Annotated in this window: 14 protein-coding genes; 8 read left to right on the forward strand and 6 right to left on the reverse strand. The window is 65.2% G+C overall.

Translation table 11 applies throughout. From position 1 onward, the window contains the following. Positions 1 to 348: 348 nt before the first annotated feature. The 8 genes from HWE04_RS19395 (at position 349) to HWE04_RS19430 (ending at position 9,221) form a co-directional block, all read left to right on the forward strand. Complete coding sequence (locus HWE04_RS19395) at positions 349 to 1,848, forward strand: ABC transporter substrate-binding protein (RefSeq protein WP_241813428.1); 1,500 nt, start codon at positions 349 to 351, stop codon at positions 1,846 to 1,848. 65 nt (positions 1,849 to 1,913) lie between these two features. After that, positions 1,914 to 2,852, forward strand: coding sequence for an ABC transporter permease (locus tag HWE04_RS19400; protein WP_006463582.1), 939 nt, complete (start codon positions 1,914 to 1,916; stop codon positions 2,850 to 2,852). A gap of 55 nt (positions 2,853 to 2,907) precedes the next feature. Continuing rightward, a complete protein-coding gene (locus HWE04_RS19405; RefSeq protein WP_241813429.1) occupies positions 2,908 to 3,819 on the forward strand; it encodes an ABC transporter permease in 912 nt (303 codons plus the stop codon). A 33-nt stretch (positions 3,820 to 3,852) separates the two neighbouring features. Continuing rightward, the gene (locus HWE04_RS19410; RefSeq protein ID WP_241813430.1) at positions 3,853 to 4,812 is read left to right on the forward strand and encodes an ABC transporter ATP-binding protein; all 960 of its coding nucleotides are present in this window, start codon (positions 3,853 to 3,855) and stop codon (positions 4,810 to 4,812) included. A gap of 16 nt (positions 4,813 to 4,828) precedes the next feature. Continuing rightward, a complete protein-coding gene (locus HWE04_RS19415) occupies positions 4,829 to 5,776 on the forward strand; it encodes an ABC transporter ATP-binding protein (protein WP_241813431.1) in 948 nt (315 codons plus the stop codon). A gap of 33 nt (positions 5,777 to 5,809) precedes the next feature. Then, complete coding sequence (locus tag HWE04_RS19420) at positions 5,810 to 7,429, forward strand: gamma-glutamyltransferase family protein (RefSeq protein ID WP_241813432.1); 1,620 nt, start codon at positions 5,810 to 5,812, stop codon at positions 7,427 to 7,429. A 13-nt stretch (positions 7,430 to 7,442) separates the two neighbouring features. Beyond that, positions 7,443 to 8,243, forward strand: coding sequence for a GntR family transcriptional regulator (locus HWE04_RS19425; protein WP_039875445.1), 801 nt, complete (start codon positions 7,443 to 7,445; stop codon positions 8,241 to 8,243). A gap of 84 nt (positions 8,244 to 8,327) precedes the next feature. Continuing rightward, positions 8,328 to 9,221 (forward strand): ketopantoate reductase family protein, encoded by an 894-nt coding sequence (locus tag HWE04_RS19430; protein ID WP_006463588.1) that lies wholly within the window; start codon positions 8,328 to 8,330, stop codon positions 9,219 to 9,221. A 26-nt stretch (positions 9,222 to 9,247) separates the two neighbouring features. Here HWE04_RS19430 and HWE04_RS19435 read toward each other — a convergent pair whose 3' ends face one another. The 6 genes from HWE04_RS19435 to gsiC form a co-directional block, all read right to left on the reverse strand. Beyond that, on the reverse strand, positions 9,248 to 9,727 hold the full coding sequence (locus HWE04_RS19435) for an RES family NAD+ phosphorylase (RefSeq protein ID WP_039875447.1): 480 nt from the start codon (positions 9,725 to 9,727) through the stop codon (positions 9,248 to 9,250). Continuing rightward, positions 9,724 to 10,197, reverse strand: a complete 474-nt coding sequence (gene parS, locus HWE04_RS19440; RefSeq protein ID WP_241813433.1) for a type II RES/Xre toxin-antitoxin system antitoxin — start codon at positions 10,195 to 10,197, stop codon at positions 9,724 to 9,726. The genes HWE04_RS19435 and parS overlap by 4 nt, the downstream gene beginning before the upstream one ends. An 84-nt stretch (positions 10,198 to 10,281) precedes the next feature. After that, the gene (locus HWE04_RS19445) at positions 10,282 to 11,127 is read right to left on the reverse strand and encodes a M55 family metallopeptidase (RefSeq protein WP_241813434.1); all 846 of its coding nucleotides are present in this window, start codon (positions 11,125 to 11,127) and stop codon (positions 10,282 to 10,284) included. A 24-nt stretch (positions 11,128 to 11,151) separates the two neighbouring features. Next, entirely contained in the window at positions 11,152 to 12,180 is a 1,029-nt protein-coding gene (locus HWE04_RS19450; protein ID WP_241813435.1) for a DmpA family aminopeptidase, read from the reverse strand. A gap of 35 nt (positions 12,181 to 12,215) precedes the next feature. Continuing rightward, the gene (gsiD, locus tag HWE04_RS19455; protein WP_006463593.1) at positions 12,216 to 13,160 is read right to left on the reverse strand and encodes a glutathione ABC transporter permease GsiD; all 945 of its coding nucleotides are present in this window, start codon (positions 13,158 to 13,160) and stop codon (positions 12,216 to 12,218) included. 8 nt (positions 13,161 to 13,168) lie between these two features. Then, positions 13,169 to 14,089 carry a glutathione ABC transporter permease GsiC gene (gsiC, locus tag HWE04_RS19460; RefSeq protein ID WP_006463594.1) on the reverse strand — a complete coding sequence of 307 codons (921 nt, stop codon included), beginning with the start codon at positions 14,087 to 14,089 and terminating at the stop codon, positions 13,169 to 13,171. Between the last annotated feature and the right edge of the window lie 11 nt (positions 14,090 to 14,100).

The following is a 14,100-nucleotide window of genomic DNA, read 5'->3' on the forward strand; positions in this document are numbered from 1 at the left end:
CAACCTGCCCCCATCCGATAGCGCCACGCGCACCGCCGCAGGGCATTGCCCCATCGGCGAACCTCACTACGCCCTGCCATGAATCACGGCACGAAGCACCGCCCGGAGGCCTCTCCGGCCGATCAGGCAAGTGCTGCAAGGCATCCCGCAAGTGGGCCCGATCCGGGCAGACATGGCACGGTTCATGCATGTCTTCTTTGTTGTATACATTGACGTATCCGTCCTTGCCCTCACCGTTTTCATCGCTTAAGCTGCCGCGATGGCCTGACGACATTCCCCTGCGCCGAGCGGTGTGGGAACGCCAGCCGGCTGCGACCAGTGCGTGATGACCCTTGAAAGGAACACCGAATGAACCAGCGCGTCTCCCGTTTCCTGTTGTCCACGATGTCCTCGGCGGTGTTTGCCGCCTGTTCCCTGCCGGCCTTGGCAGTGACCCTGAACATCTCCCTGGACGCCGATCCCGGCAAGCTCGATCCGACCCAGTCCTCGATGCTCAATGAGCGCATCGTCTACCAGAGCATCTTCGACAAGCTGGTGGACCTGGATGGCGAAGGCAAGATCGTGCCGATGCTGGCGGAGCGCTGGACCGTCTCGGAGGACCAGAAGACCTATACCCTCTTTCTGCGCAAGGGCGTGAAGTTCCAGGACGGTACGCCCTTCGATGCCAAGGCGGTGGAATTCAATTTGCTGCGCGGCCAGGAAAAGACCTCTTTGCGCCGTAACGAGCTGAAGTACGTCAGCAAGATCACGGTGGTGGACGATCACACCATCAAACTGGATCTCTCCACGCCCTTCGCACCCTTCCTCTCCATCCTCACCGACCGTGCCGGCATGATGTCCTCGCCGGCGGCCGTGAAGAAATATGGCGACGACTACGTCAACCATCCGGTCGGCACCGGCCCCTTCAGCTATGAAGGCCGGCTCAAGGGCGCCACCATCACCCTGAAGAAGAATCCCGACTACTGGCGCGCCGGCCTGCCCAAGGTGGACGAGGTGGTCTACAAGATCATGCCGGACGTCAACGTGGCCTTCAACAACCTGCGCAGCGGCCAGGTGGACATCACCAATCGCTTCCCCTACAAGGAAATCACCAACGTCCCCGCCAACGCCAGCTACACCGTGCTCAACAAGCCCTCGCTGGGCTTCCGCGGCTTCTACATGAATACCGGCAAGCCTCCCTTCGACAAGAAGGAAGTGCGCGAAGCCGTGGACATCCTGATCGACCGCAACGCCATCGCCAAGGTGGTCTACAACAACGCCGTCGCCGCCGGTCACTCGCCCTTCTCCAAGGCGCAGTTCGCCAACGGTCCCAGCGACGTCCCGCCCAAGGTCGATGTGGCGCGTGCCAAGGCACTGCTGAAGGCAGCCGGCAAGGAAGGCGGCTTCAGCTTCAAGCTGACCCTGCCCACCACCCCGGATGAATTGCAGGTCGGCCAGATGATCCAGGGCATGTTGCGTCCGGCCGGGATCAGCGTCACGCTGGAAAAGACCGAACTGGCCACCCAGATCGAGGCCGGCAAGGCCGGCAATTTCGAAGGCCTTTTCGTGGGCTGGAGCGGACGTCCCGACCCGGACCAGAACATCTATGACTTCGTCACCACCAATGGCTCGCTGAACTACTCCCACTTCGGCGCCAAGGAAGTGGACGACCTGCTGCAGCAGGCCCGGGTGGAAGGCGACCAGGCCAAGCGCAAAGGCTTCTACGACCAGGCCATGGCCATCCTGGTCAAGGAAGTGCCCTACATCTACACCGTGCACGACAACGTGCTGTTCGGCATCGCCAAGTCGGTCAAGGGCTTCCAGTACGTGCCCGACGGCGTGATCCGCACTGCCACCGTGTCCAAGTAGTCGCGCGCCATCGCACGCCATTGCAGCCTGCCTCAAGTCGTCTCAAGTCGTTTCGAAAACAAGCCATGCCCAAGCTGCTCAAGCGTCTCCTGCTGTCCCTCCCCACCCTGCTGCTGGTGAGCATGGTGGTGTTTTCCCTGCTGGCGGTGCTACCGGGCGATCCGGTAGCCGCCATCCTCGGCATGGAAGCCACGCCGGAAGCGGCGGCCGCCCTGCGCCTGAAACTGGGCCTGGACGATCCGCTGCTGGTGCAGTACGGGCGCTGGCTATGGGCCGTGCTGCACGGCGACCTGGGCCGCTCCTTCATCGACAACACCCCGGTGGCCGACGCCCTGTGGCAACGCCTGCCGGTGACCATCGAACTGGCCATCGGCAGCTTCCTGGTGGCGGTGATCATCGCCGTGCCGGCCGGCATCCTCTCGGCCGCACGACCGCGTGGCTGGGCCAATGCCATCGGCACCCTGATCGCGCTGTTCGGCATGTCGGTGCCACACTTCTGGCTGGGCATGCTGTTCATCATCCTGTTCGCGGTCAAGCTGGGCTGGCTGCCGGCCTCGGGCTTCGTACCACTGAGCGTGGACTGGCACGCCAACCTGATCGCCATGATCATGCCCATGGTGGTGACCGGCCTGCGCGAATCGGCCATCCTCATGCGCATGGTGCGCAGCAGCCTGCTGGAAGTGCTCAACGAGGACTACATCCGCACCGCCTTCTCCAAGGGCCTGCGCGACTGGCAGGTGGTGCTGGGCCACGCCCTGCGCAACGCCATGATCCCGGTGCTCACCGCCAGCGGCCTGATGGTCTCGGGCATGCTCGGTGGACTGGTGATCACCGAAAGCATCTTCGGCATTCCCGGCATGGGCAAGATGATCGTGGACGCCATCTTCCAGCGCGACTACGTGACCGTGCAGGCCGGCGTGCTGGCCGCCACCGTCATGGTGGTGATCGTCAACCTGGGCGTGGACCTGCTCTACAGCGTGATCGATCCGCGTATTTCACGATGATCACGATGAGCTTCATGAGCACCATGCATCCCCGCCCACCCTGCCAGGCCCGACCATGAATTCCTCCACCAACACGACCAACACGACCAACACGACCAACACGACGTCCTCCCAGGCCCTGCCCGAACTGCCGCGCTGGCGCACGCTGCGCCGCTTCGCCGGCAACCGGCTGGCGCTGATCGGCGCCCTCATCATCGGGTTGCTGATCGTACTGGCGCTGGCCGCGCCACTGCTGGCGCACTACGACCCCATCTTCGACCAGGACTACGGCAACCTGCTGGCCGGCCCCAGCGCCGAACACTGGCTGGGCACCGACGATCTCGGCCGCGACATCTACACCCGCATGCTCTTCGGCTCGCGCATCTCGCTGCAGGCGGCGCTGATCTCGGTGGGGCTGGCGTTTTCCCTGGGCGTGCCCATCGGCATCGTCAGCGGCTACTACCGTGGCGCGGTCGATGCCATCGTCATGCGCGTGGTCGATGCACTGCAGGCCTTCCCCTCGCTGATCCTGGCGCTGGCACTGGCGGCCGCACTGGGTGGCGGCTTCTACAATGCCATGGTGGCGGTGGGTATCGGTTTCACGTCTTCCTTCGTGCGCCTGGCGCGCGGCCAGGCCATGACCATCCGCAACCTCGATTACGTGATGGCGGCCCGCTCGATCGGCGCCGGCCACCTGCGCATCATGTGGCGCTACATCCTGCCCAATTCGCTGGCGCCGCTAGTGATCCAGGCTACCTTCGCCATGGGTACCGCGATCATCGCCGAAGCCGGCCTGTCCTACCTGGGCCTGGGCGCCAAGCCGGAAGATCCGAGCTGGGGCTCCATGCTGCACATCGCCCAGGGCTACCTGAACACCACACCGATGCTGGCCATGTGGCCGGGGCTGGCGATCTTCCTGGTGGTGCTGGGCTTCAACCTGCTGGGCGATGGCATCCGCGAAGTCTTTGATCCAAAACTGAGCCGCTGATGGCATCACCAAGTGAGCCGCCAAGGAATACCCATGCTGGAAATCGACAATCTGAAAATAGAATTCCTGAGCCACGGCCGGCGCGTGGCGCCGGTCGATGGTGTCTCCTTCTCGCTGGGGCGCGACGAAACGGTCGGCCTGCTGGGCGAATCCGGCTGCGGCAAGAGCGTGACCGCGCTGTCCATCCTGCGGCTGTTCCCCATGGCCAGCCAGGCCCGCCTGTCAGGCGCGATCCGCTTCGACGGGCGCGACCTGCTGCAGGCCGAGGATGAGGCCCTGCGCGGCATCCGGGGCAAGGAGATCGCCATGATCTTCCAGGAACCGATGACTTCCCTGAACCCCTTGCACCGCATCGGCGAACAACTGGCCGAGATGCTGCGCATCCACACCGGCCTGGCGCGCCCGCAGATCGATGCCCGCGTGCTGGCCATGCTGGAACGCGTGGGCCTGGCACGGGCCGCGCAACTGGTGGACGAATACCCGCACAGCCTCTCCGGCGGCATGCGCCAGCGCGTGATGATCGCCATGGCACTGCTGTGCAAGCCCAAGCTGCTCATCTGCGACGAACCCACTACCGCCCTGGATGTCACCATCCAGGCCCAGATCCTGGACCTGATGCGTGACCTCAAGCGCGAGCAGCAGACCTCCATCCTGTTGATCACCCACGACCTGGGCGTGGTGGCCGAGATGTGCGAACGGGTGGTAGTGATGTATGCCGGCCAGGTGGTGGAACAGAGCAGCGTGGAGGACCTCTTCGACCGCCCCGCCCACCCCTACACCCACGCCCTCATGCGCGCCCGCCCGGCACTGGACGCCACGCCCGGCGCGCCCCTGAATGCCATTCCCGGCAGCGTGCCGCCGCCCGGCACCGTCAAGAGCGGCTGCCGCTTCGCCGCCCGCTGCGCCCGCGCGCAGGACATCTGCCGCCAGGAAATGCCACCACTGGAAGACCTGGGCGACGGCCATCATGTGCGCTGCTGGTATCCGCATTGAAGCAAGGCTAATGACGATGAACCCTCCCCTGCTCGAAGTCCACGGACTGAAAAAACATTTTGCTGCCGGCAGCACCACCGTCAAGGCCGTTGACGACGTCTCCTTCAGCATCGCCGAAGGCCAGACCCTGGGCCTGGTCGGCGAATCCGGCTGCGGCAAGTCCACCACCGGACGCAGCGTACTGCGCCTGATCGAACCCACCGAAGGCAGCGTGCGCTTCATGGGCCAGGAAATCACCCTGCTGCCGGCCGGCCCGCTACGCGCCATGCGCCGCCACATGCAGATGGTGTTCCAGGACCCCTATGCCTCGCTGAACCCGCGCATGAGCATCGGCGAAGTGCTGGAAGAACCGCTCATCGTGCATGGCCTGCACGACCGCGCCACCCGCAAGCGCAAGGTGGCCGAGGCACTGGACATGGTGGGTCTGAACCCGGCCTATGCGGCGCGCCATCCGCACGAATTCTCCGGCGGCCAGCGCCAGCGCGTGGGCATCGCCCGCGCCATCATCACCCGCCCCAGACTGGTGGTGGCCGACGAAGCCGTCTCGGCACTGGATGTCTCGATCCAGGCGCAGATCCTCAACCTGCTGCGCGAACTGCAGCAGGAACTGGGGCTGACCTATCTCTTCGTCTCGCACGACCTGGCCGTGATCCGCCATGTGAGCGACACCATCGGCGTGATGTACCTGGGCCGCATGGTGGAGCTGGGCGCGCGTGAAGACATCTATGCCCGGCCCAGCCACCCCTATACACAAGCCCTGCTCTCGGCCATCCCGCGTGAACACCCACGCGAGCAGCGCCAGCGCATCGTGCTGCAGGGAAGCATCCCCAACCCGGCCGCGCCGCCCGCCGGCTGCCACTTCCATCCACGCTGCCCGTCCTGCATGGAAGTCTGCCAGCGCGAAGTGCCGGCCCCGATCAAGCTCAGCCCCACCCATACCGTGGCCTGCCACCTGTATCGCTAAAATACACACCTGACCCAAGAACGAGAGACCGCCATGCCTGCCTTCCCCGACTTCAGCAGCAACCACTATCCCTACCTCTCGCGCCGCAGTGCGGTCTATGCCCGGCGCGGCATGGTCGCCACCTCGCAGCCGCTGGCCGCGCAAGCCGGGCTGGAAGTCCTGCAGCGCGGCGGTAATGCCATCGACGCCGCCATCGCCGCGGCCGCCGCGCTGACGGTGGTGGAGCCGACCGCCAACGGCATCGGCGGCGATGCCTTCGCCCTGGTCTGGCATGGTGGCAAGCTGCATGGCCTCAACGCCAGTGGCCCGGCACCACAATCGATCTCGGCCGACAAGCTCACCGGCGCCGGCCTGAAGGAAGTCCCCAAGTACGGCGCCCTGCCGGTGACGGTGCCTGGCACGCCCAGCGCCTGGGCTGCCATGGCCAAGCGCTTCGGCAAGCTGGCCCTCACCGATTCGATGGCCGGTGCCATCACCCTGGCGCAGGAAGGTTTCCCGGTCTCGCCGATGGTGGCGCACGCCTGGCAGGTGGCACAACAGAACTTCAAGCGTGAATTCAAGGACGCCCATTTCCAGTCCTGGTTCGACACCTTCTGCATCGACGGCCGAGCACCGCAAGCCGGCCAGCTGTGGCGCTCGGCCGGCCATGCCGCGACCCTGCAATCCATCGCAGAGGACGGCGCCGAAGGTTTCTATCGCGGTGAACTGGCTGGCCGGATCGCCGCCTTCATCCAGCAAGCCGGCGGCTACATGCAAGCCTCCGACCTGGCCGCCTTCCAGCCGGAATGGGTGGACCCCATCGGCGTGAACTATCGCGGCTACGACGTCTGGGAAATCCCGCCCAATGGCCACGGCATGGTGGCGCTGATGGCGCTGAACCTGCTGAAGGCCTACGACTTTTCCGAGCGCGACACCCTGGCCACCTACCACCGCCAGATCGAAGCCATCAAGCTGGCCTACGCCGATGGCCTGGCGCACATCGCCGACCCGGCCCACATGAAGGTGACGGTGGAGCAGTTGCTCTCCGACGCCTATGCCGACGAACGCCGCAAACTCATCGGCGAACGCGCCACCCTGCCGGTGGCCGGCGATCCCTCACGCGGTGGTACGGTCTATCTGTGTACCGCCGATGCCGAGGGCAACATGGTGTCCTTCATCCAGAGCAACTACATGGGCTTTGGCTCCGGCCTGGTCGTGCCGGGAACCGGCATCGCCCTGCACAACCGTGGCAACAACTTCACCCTGGAAGCCGGCCATCCCAACGTGCTGGCGCCGGGCAAGCGCCCGTATCACACCATCATCCCCGGCTTCATGACGCGCAACGGTCAGGCAGTCGGTCCCTTCGGCGTGATGGGCGGCTTCATGCAGCCCCAGGGCCATGTGCAGATGGTGATGAACACGGTCGATTTCGGCCTCAACCCGCAGGCATCGCTGGACGCGCCGCGCTGGGAGTGGGAAAAGGGCAACAAGGTCTCCATCGAGCACAGCACCGCCGAACACCTGTTCCGCGGCCTGGGCGGGCTTGGTCACGAGGTCTCGTGGTCAGGCAACCAGTTGGGCTTCGGCCGTGGCCAGATCATCTGGCGCAATGACGAAGGTGTCCTGTGCGGCGGTACCGAGCCGCGCACCGATGGCTGCGTGGCGGCCTGGTGAGGATGCGACCATCGTGAAGAGCGTGGCTGCCCCCTCCCCCCTGCCGCCGACGGCCGAGGCCATCGACGTGGCCGAGCCCGACGGCGACGATGCGCTGGTGCGCAGCGGCTCCCTGCCCGAGTATGTCTACGCCCAGCTGCGGCAGGACATCTTCGACATGCGGCTGCTGCCCGGCGACCAGATCACCGAGACCGAAATCGCCGCCTACTTCAAGGTCTCGCGCACGCCGGTACGGCAAGCCCTGCAGCGCCTGCAGAACGATGGCCTGATGCAGGGCTACGTGCGCGGTGGCTGGGAGATCGTGCCGATCGATTTCAAGCGCTTTTCCGACCTCTACGAAATGCGCAAGCTCATCGAGACCCATGCCGTGCGCCGCCTGTGCGCCCAGGCCGGCGACCAGAGCGTGCTGGCCGGCCTGCGTGCCTCCTGGTGCGTGCCGGAGCAGGCCCGCGAGCTGGATGGCCCCAAGGCCGCACAGCTCGACGAAGTGTTCCACCAGACCCTGGTGCGCGCGGCCGGCAACCAGGAGATGGCCGATACCTTCGACCGCCTGACCGACCGCATCCGCATCGTGCGCCGCCTGGATTTCCTCTATGGCGATTGCCTGCACTCGACCTACGAGGAACATGCCGCCATCCTGGACTGCATCGCGGCCGGCGATGCCGACGCGGCACAGCAGATCATGGGAGAGCACATCGACGGCAGCCATGCCGAGGTCAACCAGATCACCCTGCACCGCCTGCACAGCGCCCGGGCGACTGCCACCACCAAGCCCCCGGCCTATGTGTCGGTGCGGGTGCGGCGCTCGTTCTGACCGCTGCTGACCCCGCCTGAAAAGACCGCGGTGCTGTGTTAGGCTTTCCGCTTCGTCATCAATCTACCGAGCGGGGAGACACGCATGAAAGTTGCAGTGATGGGCGCGGGTGCAGTGGGCTGTTATTTTGCCGGGATGCTGGCACGCGCCGGACATGAGGTGGTCCTGGTGGGCCGCCCCCAGCACGTGGAGGCCTTCAATACCCGTGGCCTGCGGCTGGAAGCCAAGACCTTCGATGAGACCATCCCCGTCAAGGCCAGCACCGATCCCGCCATTGTCGCCGGCGCCGAGCTGGTGCTGTTCTGCGTCAAGTCTCCTGATACCGAAACTGCCGGCGCGCAACTGCGCCCCTACCTGGGCGCCGATACGCTGGTGCTGACATTGCAGAACGGCACCGACAATGCCGAGCGCCTGCGCACCGTGATCCCGCAACCGGTGTCGGCGGCGGTGGTCTACGTCGCCACCGAAATGGCCGGCCCCGGCCACGTCAAGCACCACGGACGCGGCGAACTGGTGATCGAACCGGCTGCCCGCAGCCGGGCTGCGGCCGATGCCCTGATCGCCGCTGGCGTGCCCACCGAGATTTCCGACAATGTGCGTGGCGCCCTGTGGCTGAAGCTGATCATCAACTGCGCCTACAACGCTCTCTCCGCCATCGCGCAACTGCCCTACGGCAAGCTGGTGGAAGGCGTGGGCGTGCCGGAGGTGATGGCCCACCTGGTGGCCGAATGCAAGGCCGTGGCCGCTGCCGAAGGCGTGACCCTGGCCGGCGACGTCGACACCGCCGTACGCAAGATCATCGAGACCATGCCCTCCCAGTTCTCCTCGACCGCGCAGGACCTGGCACGCGGCAAGCCCAGCGAAATCGACCACCTCAACGGCTTCATCGTCCGGCGCGGCCAGGCCCATGGGCTGTCCACACCGGTCAACCTGACCGTGCATGCGCTGGTCAAGCTGATCGAGAGCAAGGTGAAGTGACTACGAGGCAAACCAGGGCGGACACCTTAGCCGAATAGCCGGGCGTCGAACTGGAAGAGCTGCTTTTCCACGACCCTGACACCGGCCATCTGCGGATGCAGGGGATTGAGCAGAAGGTTGAAATCGGTGGGACTGACCACCGATGGCACCTTCATGACAAGCTGTTTCCCCTGCTCGATCCAGTGCTTCCCGATGGCCGCCGTGCTGGCTGGATCGCGGGTGATGTCGGACCAGTCCGGTGGCAGCTCCGGAACATAGGCCTTGCGCACCTCGGCCTGCGGCAACTCCAGCACGACCAGGTAGAAGTTGGCGCGTGGCATCAGCCCGGCCATGTGGACCAGGGATTCCAGCAGCGCCGTGGAGGCGCTACAGCAGGTATAGAGCACCCTCAGGCCACGTGGATTCCAGCGACCGCCACTCAAGGCAGCGCCATTGCCGGAAAGATCATCGGCCGCATAATGCCCCGGTTTTTCCTTGGCGAGCCGGTAAACGCGGGTGACACTCAAGCCGCCACCCCGAAGGCGATACGGCTCAGGATATCGCGGACCCGGTCATAGCCAGGCTGCGTATCGAGTACCTCCAGCGGCGTCATGCCGCCCAGGGTGGCATTGGGACGACACATCCACTGCGCCGCCAGCGCTTCATCCTCGAAGACATCGGCGGCCTGTTCGCGGATGTAGAGCACGCGTGCGATGCGGTCCGATTCCGGCCCCGAGAGGCGTTCCTTGCGTGAAATCTTGCGCAGAATGGTCGAACTGGGCAGGCCCAGCCCGGCCAGCAGCGTCTGCAGGGGAACCTGCAACAGTTCCTTGGCAACGCGCTCGGCGATGATGGCTTCCATGCCATCGCGAATGGTCCGACCCTGGCTGATCGGGTCCATGCTGGCGAAACGTTCGAAATCATGCGGCCTGGCACCCAGGCCATGCGTCACTTTCGTGGAAGCGGATGCACGGACGGCGGCGGATCGTGTTGCCATGGTCAACCTCTCATTTGGTCAGTTTCACTCTCTCATCTTAGAACCTTCCCAAATGAGAGTCAACAAACCACCAAATGAGAAAGCCTAGCGCAGCATGGCCGACATCGCCGACAAGCTGTTGAGCACGCGCACCGCGTATTCCGCCGTCGGCGCATCGAACTCCACGGTGACATTGTCGCTGCGCTCCAGGATGGGCAACTGGCTGAACAGGTCGGCCAGCGCCACGGTCTGCACCTGCAAGCGACACCGCAGTGGTCCGCGAAGGGGCAGTACCGGCATCGACGCCGGTTTCGCCAGCAGGCTGGTCACTGCCTGCCGGGCGCGCTCTTCCAGCAACACACAAGATTGTTGCGGGGTCAGCGAATCGCCACTGTTGGCGCCATGGGCCTTCTTGGTCTCGGCAAAGACCGCGTGGGGATACAGCGGCTGGTTTTCCTCGATGAAGGCATCGTCCCCGCTGCCGAAGATCACCGGCACGCCATGCTCGGCAGCCAGTGCGCCATAGAGGCCGGCCTCGCCCATCTCCTGCCCGCCCAGCCAGACCCGGGCAAAGGCAAAGCTGTTGGTGGTGTGCGCGAGGATGCCACGCCCCTGGGCGCGCGAGTGGTAACCCACCAGCATCACGGCATCGATCTCCTGGTCCACGCCACCCATCATGCCCAGCACGCGAGGCTTGCCCAGCACCATGCGGGCCTGCGGATGCAGCAGGTCGGGCAGCAGATTGCGGAAGCCGCCATGCGAATCATTGACCTTGATGCCGGTGGCACCAGCCGCCAGGGCACCGCGGATGACGGCGTTGGCTTCTTCGGTCATCCAGCGCCGGGCGCGTTCATATTCGCCGTTGCCGGCACGGGTCTGCTCGACGTGAAAAACCCCGGCCACGCCTTCGATATCGACGGAAACCAGAATGTTGGCGCGTTTGCCAGTCATGAAAATCTCGCTACGGTAAGTCGTTCAGTTCAATGCCGCCAGCCGCTCGCGCAGGCTGACGCGCACATGGCCGTCGCGCCCGTACACGGTCTCGGCGGCAAAGAGCGCATGGACGATGGCCTGCTCCACGCTGTCGGCGGCGGCATGGAACAGCGGATCCAGCAGATGATCGGCCAGCAGCGCCATGTGCACGCACTCGGCCTCGGCCTCGATCTGCTGCGCGGTCGAAAACGCCAGGGCGATATCGCCGCTGCCGTGCCCATAGGCCGATCCGGTACGTGCCAGCCCGGCACCGGCCCGTACGGCCAGGCGCTTCAACTGGCGCGCATCCAGCGGCGCATCGGTGGCCAGGAGGAGGATGATGGAGCCCTTCTCGGGGGCGGCATCCGGCGGCTCTGCAGCGGCCAGGCGCGCGCCCAGCGGATCGCCGGCCAGGATCAGCTCGGGCAGGCGACCGAAGTTGGACAGCACCAGCGCCCCCACGGTGTAGCCCTGCCCGGCGGCGCCGACAACGGCTACCCGGGAAGCCGTCCCGATCCCGCCCTTCAGGCCGAAGCTGGACATGCCGCGCCCGGCGCCCACCGATCCTTGGGCCACCTCAGATGAAACTGCCTGCAGGGCCGCATCGAAATGCGCCGGCTGCACCGCCATCGCCTGCAGATCGTTGAGATAGCCGTCATTGCATTCCAGCACCAGCGGATTGACGGTGGGCAGGCTGCGCCCGCATTGCGGGTTGGCGCGCAGGGTGTGGGCGATCTGGGCGTTGAGCAGCGTGCCGACGGCGAAGGTGTTGGACAGCGCAATCGGCGTCTCCAGCAGGCCCAGCTCTTCCAGTTGCACCAGTCCGGCACTCTTGCCGAAGCCGTTGATGACCGCCGCGGCCGCCGGCAGGCGGTGGGTGAACAGGTTGCCGCCATGCGGCGCAATCACGGTCACCCCGGTCTGCACCGGGCCGTCATCGAGGGTGCAATGGCCGACGGTCACGCCGGCCACGTCGGTGATGCTGTTACGCGGGCCGGCGGCAAGCCGGCCAATGTGCGGTAGCGTCGACATAGGCGACCTCGTCACAAGCGGCAGGCCCATCGCCATCAACGCTGATCGATCTTGGGATCGAGCGCGTCACGCAGGCCATCGCCCAGCAGGTTGAAAGCCAGCACGGTGAGGAAGATGGCGATGCTGGGCACCAGCGCCACGTGCGGCGAGGTCACCATGTCGGCGCGGGCTTCGTTCAACATCAGGCCCCACTCCGGCGTGGGCGATTGCGCACCGAGGCCGAGGAAGGACAGCCCGGCGGCGGTAATGATGGAGGTGCCGATGCGCATGGTGAAATACACCACGATGGCCGAGATGGTGCCGGGGAAGATGTGCTTCCACATGATGGTGGTGTCGGACGCACCGATGCTGCGGGTAGCCTCGATATAGGTCAGGTTCTTCAATTGCAGGGTATTGCCGCGCACCAGGCGGGCAAAGGCCGGGATGCTGAACACCGACACCGAGATGATGACGTTGATCATGCCGCCACCCAGGATGGCGACGATGCCGATGGCCAGCAGGATGCCGGGGAAGGCGAACAGCACGTCGCAGATGCGCATGGTGATGCGGTCCCACCAGCCCTCGTAGTAGCCGGCCAGCAGGCCGAAGACGGTGCCGATCACGGCGCCGATGGCCACCGAGAAGAAGCCCGAGGCCAGCGAAATGCGTGCGCCCATCAGGATGCGGCTGAAGATGTCGCGGCCCAGCGAGTCCACGCCGAACCAGTGGGTCCAGGTCGGCGGCGAGTTCAGGGCGTCGTAGTCGAAGAAGTTCTCGGCATCGAACGGCACGATCCAGGGGGCCAGGATGGCGACCAGGATCAGCAGCAGGATGAACACGCCGGCATAGACGGCCAGCCGCTGCTTCTTGAACTTGCGCCAGAATTCGCGCCACGGGGTGCGGATCTTCTGGCCAGAGGCCGTGACCGCGGCGGGATCGGGCGGCGGCAAGGGCGCGCCGGTTTCGGAGGTGGTTGCCAGAGGCGAATTGGAGAGCGACATGATTCCCCTCACTTGAAACGGATGCTGGGGTTGATCACGGCATACAGCACGTCCACCACCAGGTTGATGAAAATGAATTCCAGCGAGAACAGCAGGATCTCGGCCTGGATGATGGGGTAGTCACGCATTTCGACCGCGTCCACCAGCAGGCGCCCCATGCCCGGCCAGTTGAAGACCACTTCGACCAGGATCGAGCCGCCCAACAGGAAGCCGAACTGCAGGCCCATCATGGTGACCACCGGAATGAGGGCATTGCGCAGGCAGTGCTTGATGACTACCACCGTCTCGGTCAGGCCCTTGGCGCGGGCGGTACGGACGAAGTCTTCCTGCAGGATCTCGATGAAGGAGGAACGGGTGAAGCGCGCCATCACCGCCGCCACCGCAGCGCCCAGCGTGATCGAGGGCAGGATGTAGTGGCGCCAGGTGTCGTCGCCCACCGTGGGCAACCATCCCAGGTTGACCGAAAACACCTGCATCAGCAGGATGCCCAACGAAAAGGCAGGGAAGGAAATGCCGGACACCGCCAGCGTCATGCCCAGGCGATCCGGCCACTTGTTGCGCCATACCGCCGAGGAAATGCCGATGATCAGACCGAAGATCACGGCCCAGATCATGGCCACCACCGTCAGCCACAGCGTGGGCCAGAAGCGCGCGGCGATCTCTTCGGACACCGGGCGCTTGCTGCGGATGGAACGACCGAAGTCACCCTTGGCGGCGTTGACGAAGAAGTTCACGAACTGCTCCGGCAGGGGCTTGTCCAGGCCGAGGTCGGCACGCACCAGCGCGACCGTCTTGTCGTCGGCGTCGGGGCCGGCCGCCAGGCGTGCCGGATCGCCCGGCAACAAGTGCACGAACAGAAATACCAGGACCGCCACCAGCAGCAGCGTGGGAATCAGGCCTAACAGGCGTTTGATGACAAAGGAAAACATGATGCTCTCTG

Origin of the sequence: Herbaspirillum sp. C7C2, assembly GCF_022627865.1 — a bacterium.
In the GTDB taxonomy this organism is placed as follows: Bacteria; Pseudomonadota; Gammaproteobacteria; order Burkholderiales; family Burkholderiaceae_D; genus Herbaspirillum; species Herbaspirillum frisingense.

What these genes read in the sequence shown, in the direction of transcription:
- gsiC (WP_006463594.1), bottom strand. Translation starts at nt 14,089, where the DNA reads ATGTTTTCCTTTGTCATCAAACGCCTGTTAGGCCTGATTCCCACGCTG.
- HWE04_RS19415 (WP_241813431.1), top strand. Translation starts at nt 4,829, where the DNA reads ATGAACCCTCCCCTGCTCGAAGTCCACGGACTGAAAAAACATTTTGCT.
- HWE04_RS19450 (WP_241813435.1), bottom strand. Translation starts at nt 12,180, where the DNA reads ATGTCGACGCTACCGCACATTGGCCGGCTTGCCGCCGGCCCGCGTAAC.
- HWE04_RS19410 (WP_241813430.1), top strand. Translation starts at nt 3,853, where the DNA reads ATGCTGGAAATCGACAATCTGAAAATAGAATTCCTGAGCCACGGCCGG.
- HWE04_RS19400 (WP_006463582.1), top strand. Translation starts at nt 1,914, where the DNA reads ATGCCCAAGCTGCTCAAGCGTCTCCTGCTGTCCCTCCCCACCCTGCTG.
- parS (WP_241813433.1), bottom strand. Translation starts at nt 10,197, where the DNA reads ATGGCAACACGATCCGCCGCCGTCCGTGCATCCGCTTCCACGAAAGTG.
- HWE04_RS19445 (WP_241813434.1), bottom strand. Translation starts at nt 11,127, where the DNA reads ATGACTGGCAAACGCGCCAACATTCTGGTTTCCGTCGATATCGAAGGC.
- HWE04_RS19395 (WP_241813428.1), top strand. Translation starts at nt 349, where the DNA reads ATGAACCAGCGCGTCTCCCGTTTCCTGTTGTCCACGATGTCCTCGGCG.
- gsiD (WP_006463593.1), bottom strand. Translation starts at nt 13,160, where the DNA reads ATGTCGCTCTCCAATTCGCCTCTGGCAACCACCTCCGAAACCGGCGCG.
- HWE04_RS19430 (WP_006463588.1), top strand. Translation starts at nt 8,328, where the DNA reads ATGAAAGTTGCAGTGATGGGCGCGGGTGCAGTGGGCTGTTATTTTGCC.
- HWE04_RS19420 (WP_241813432.1), top strand. Translation starts at nt 5,810, where the DNA reads ATGCCTGCCTTCCCCGACTTCAGCAGCAACCACTATCCCTACCTCTCG.
- HWE04_RS19405 (WP_241813429.1), top strand. Translation starts at nt 2,908, where the DNA reads ATGAATTCCTCCACCAACACGACCAACACGACCAACACGACCAACACG.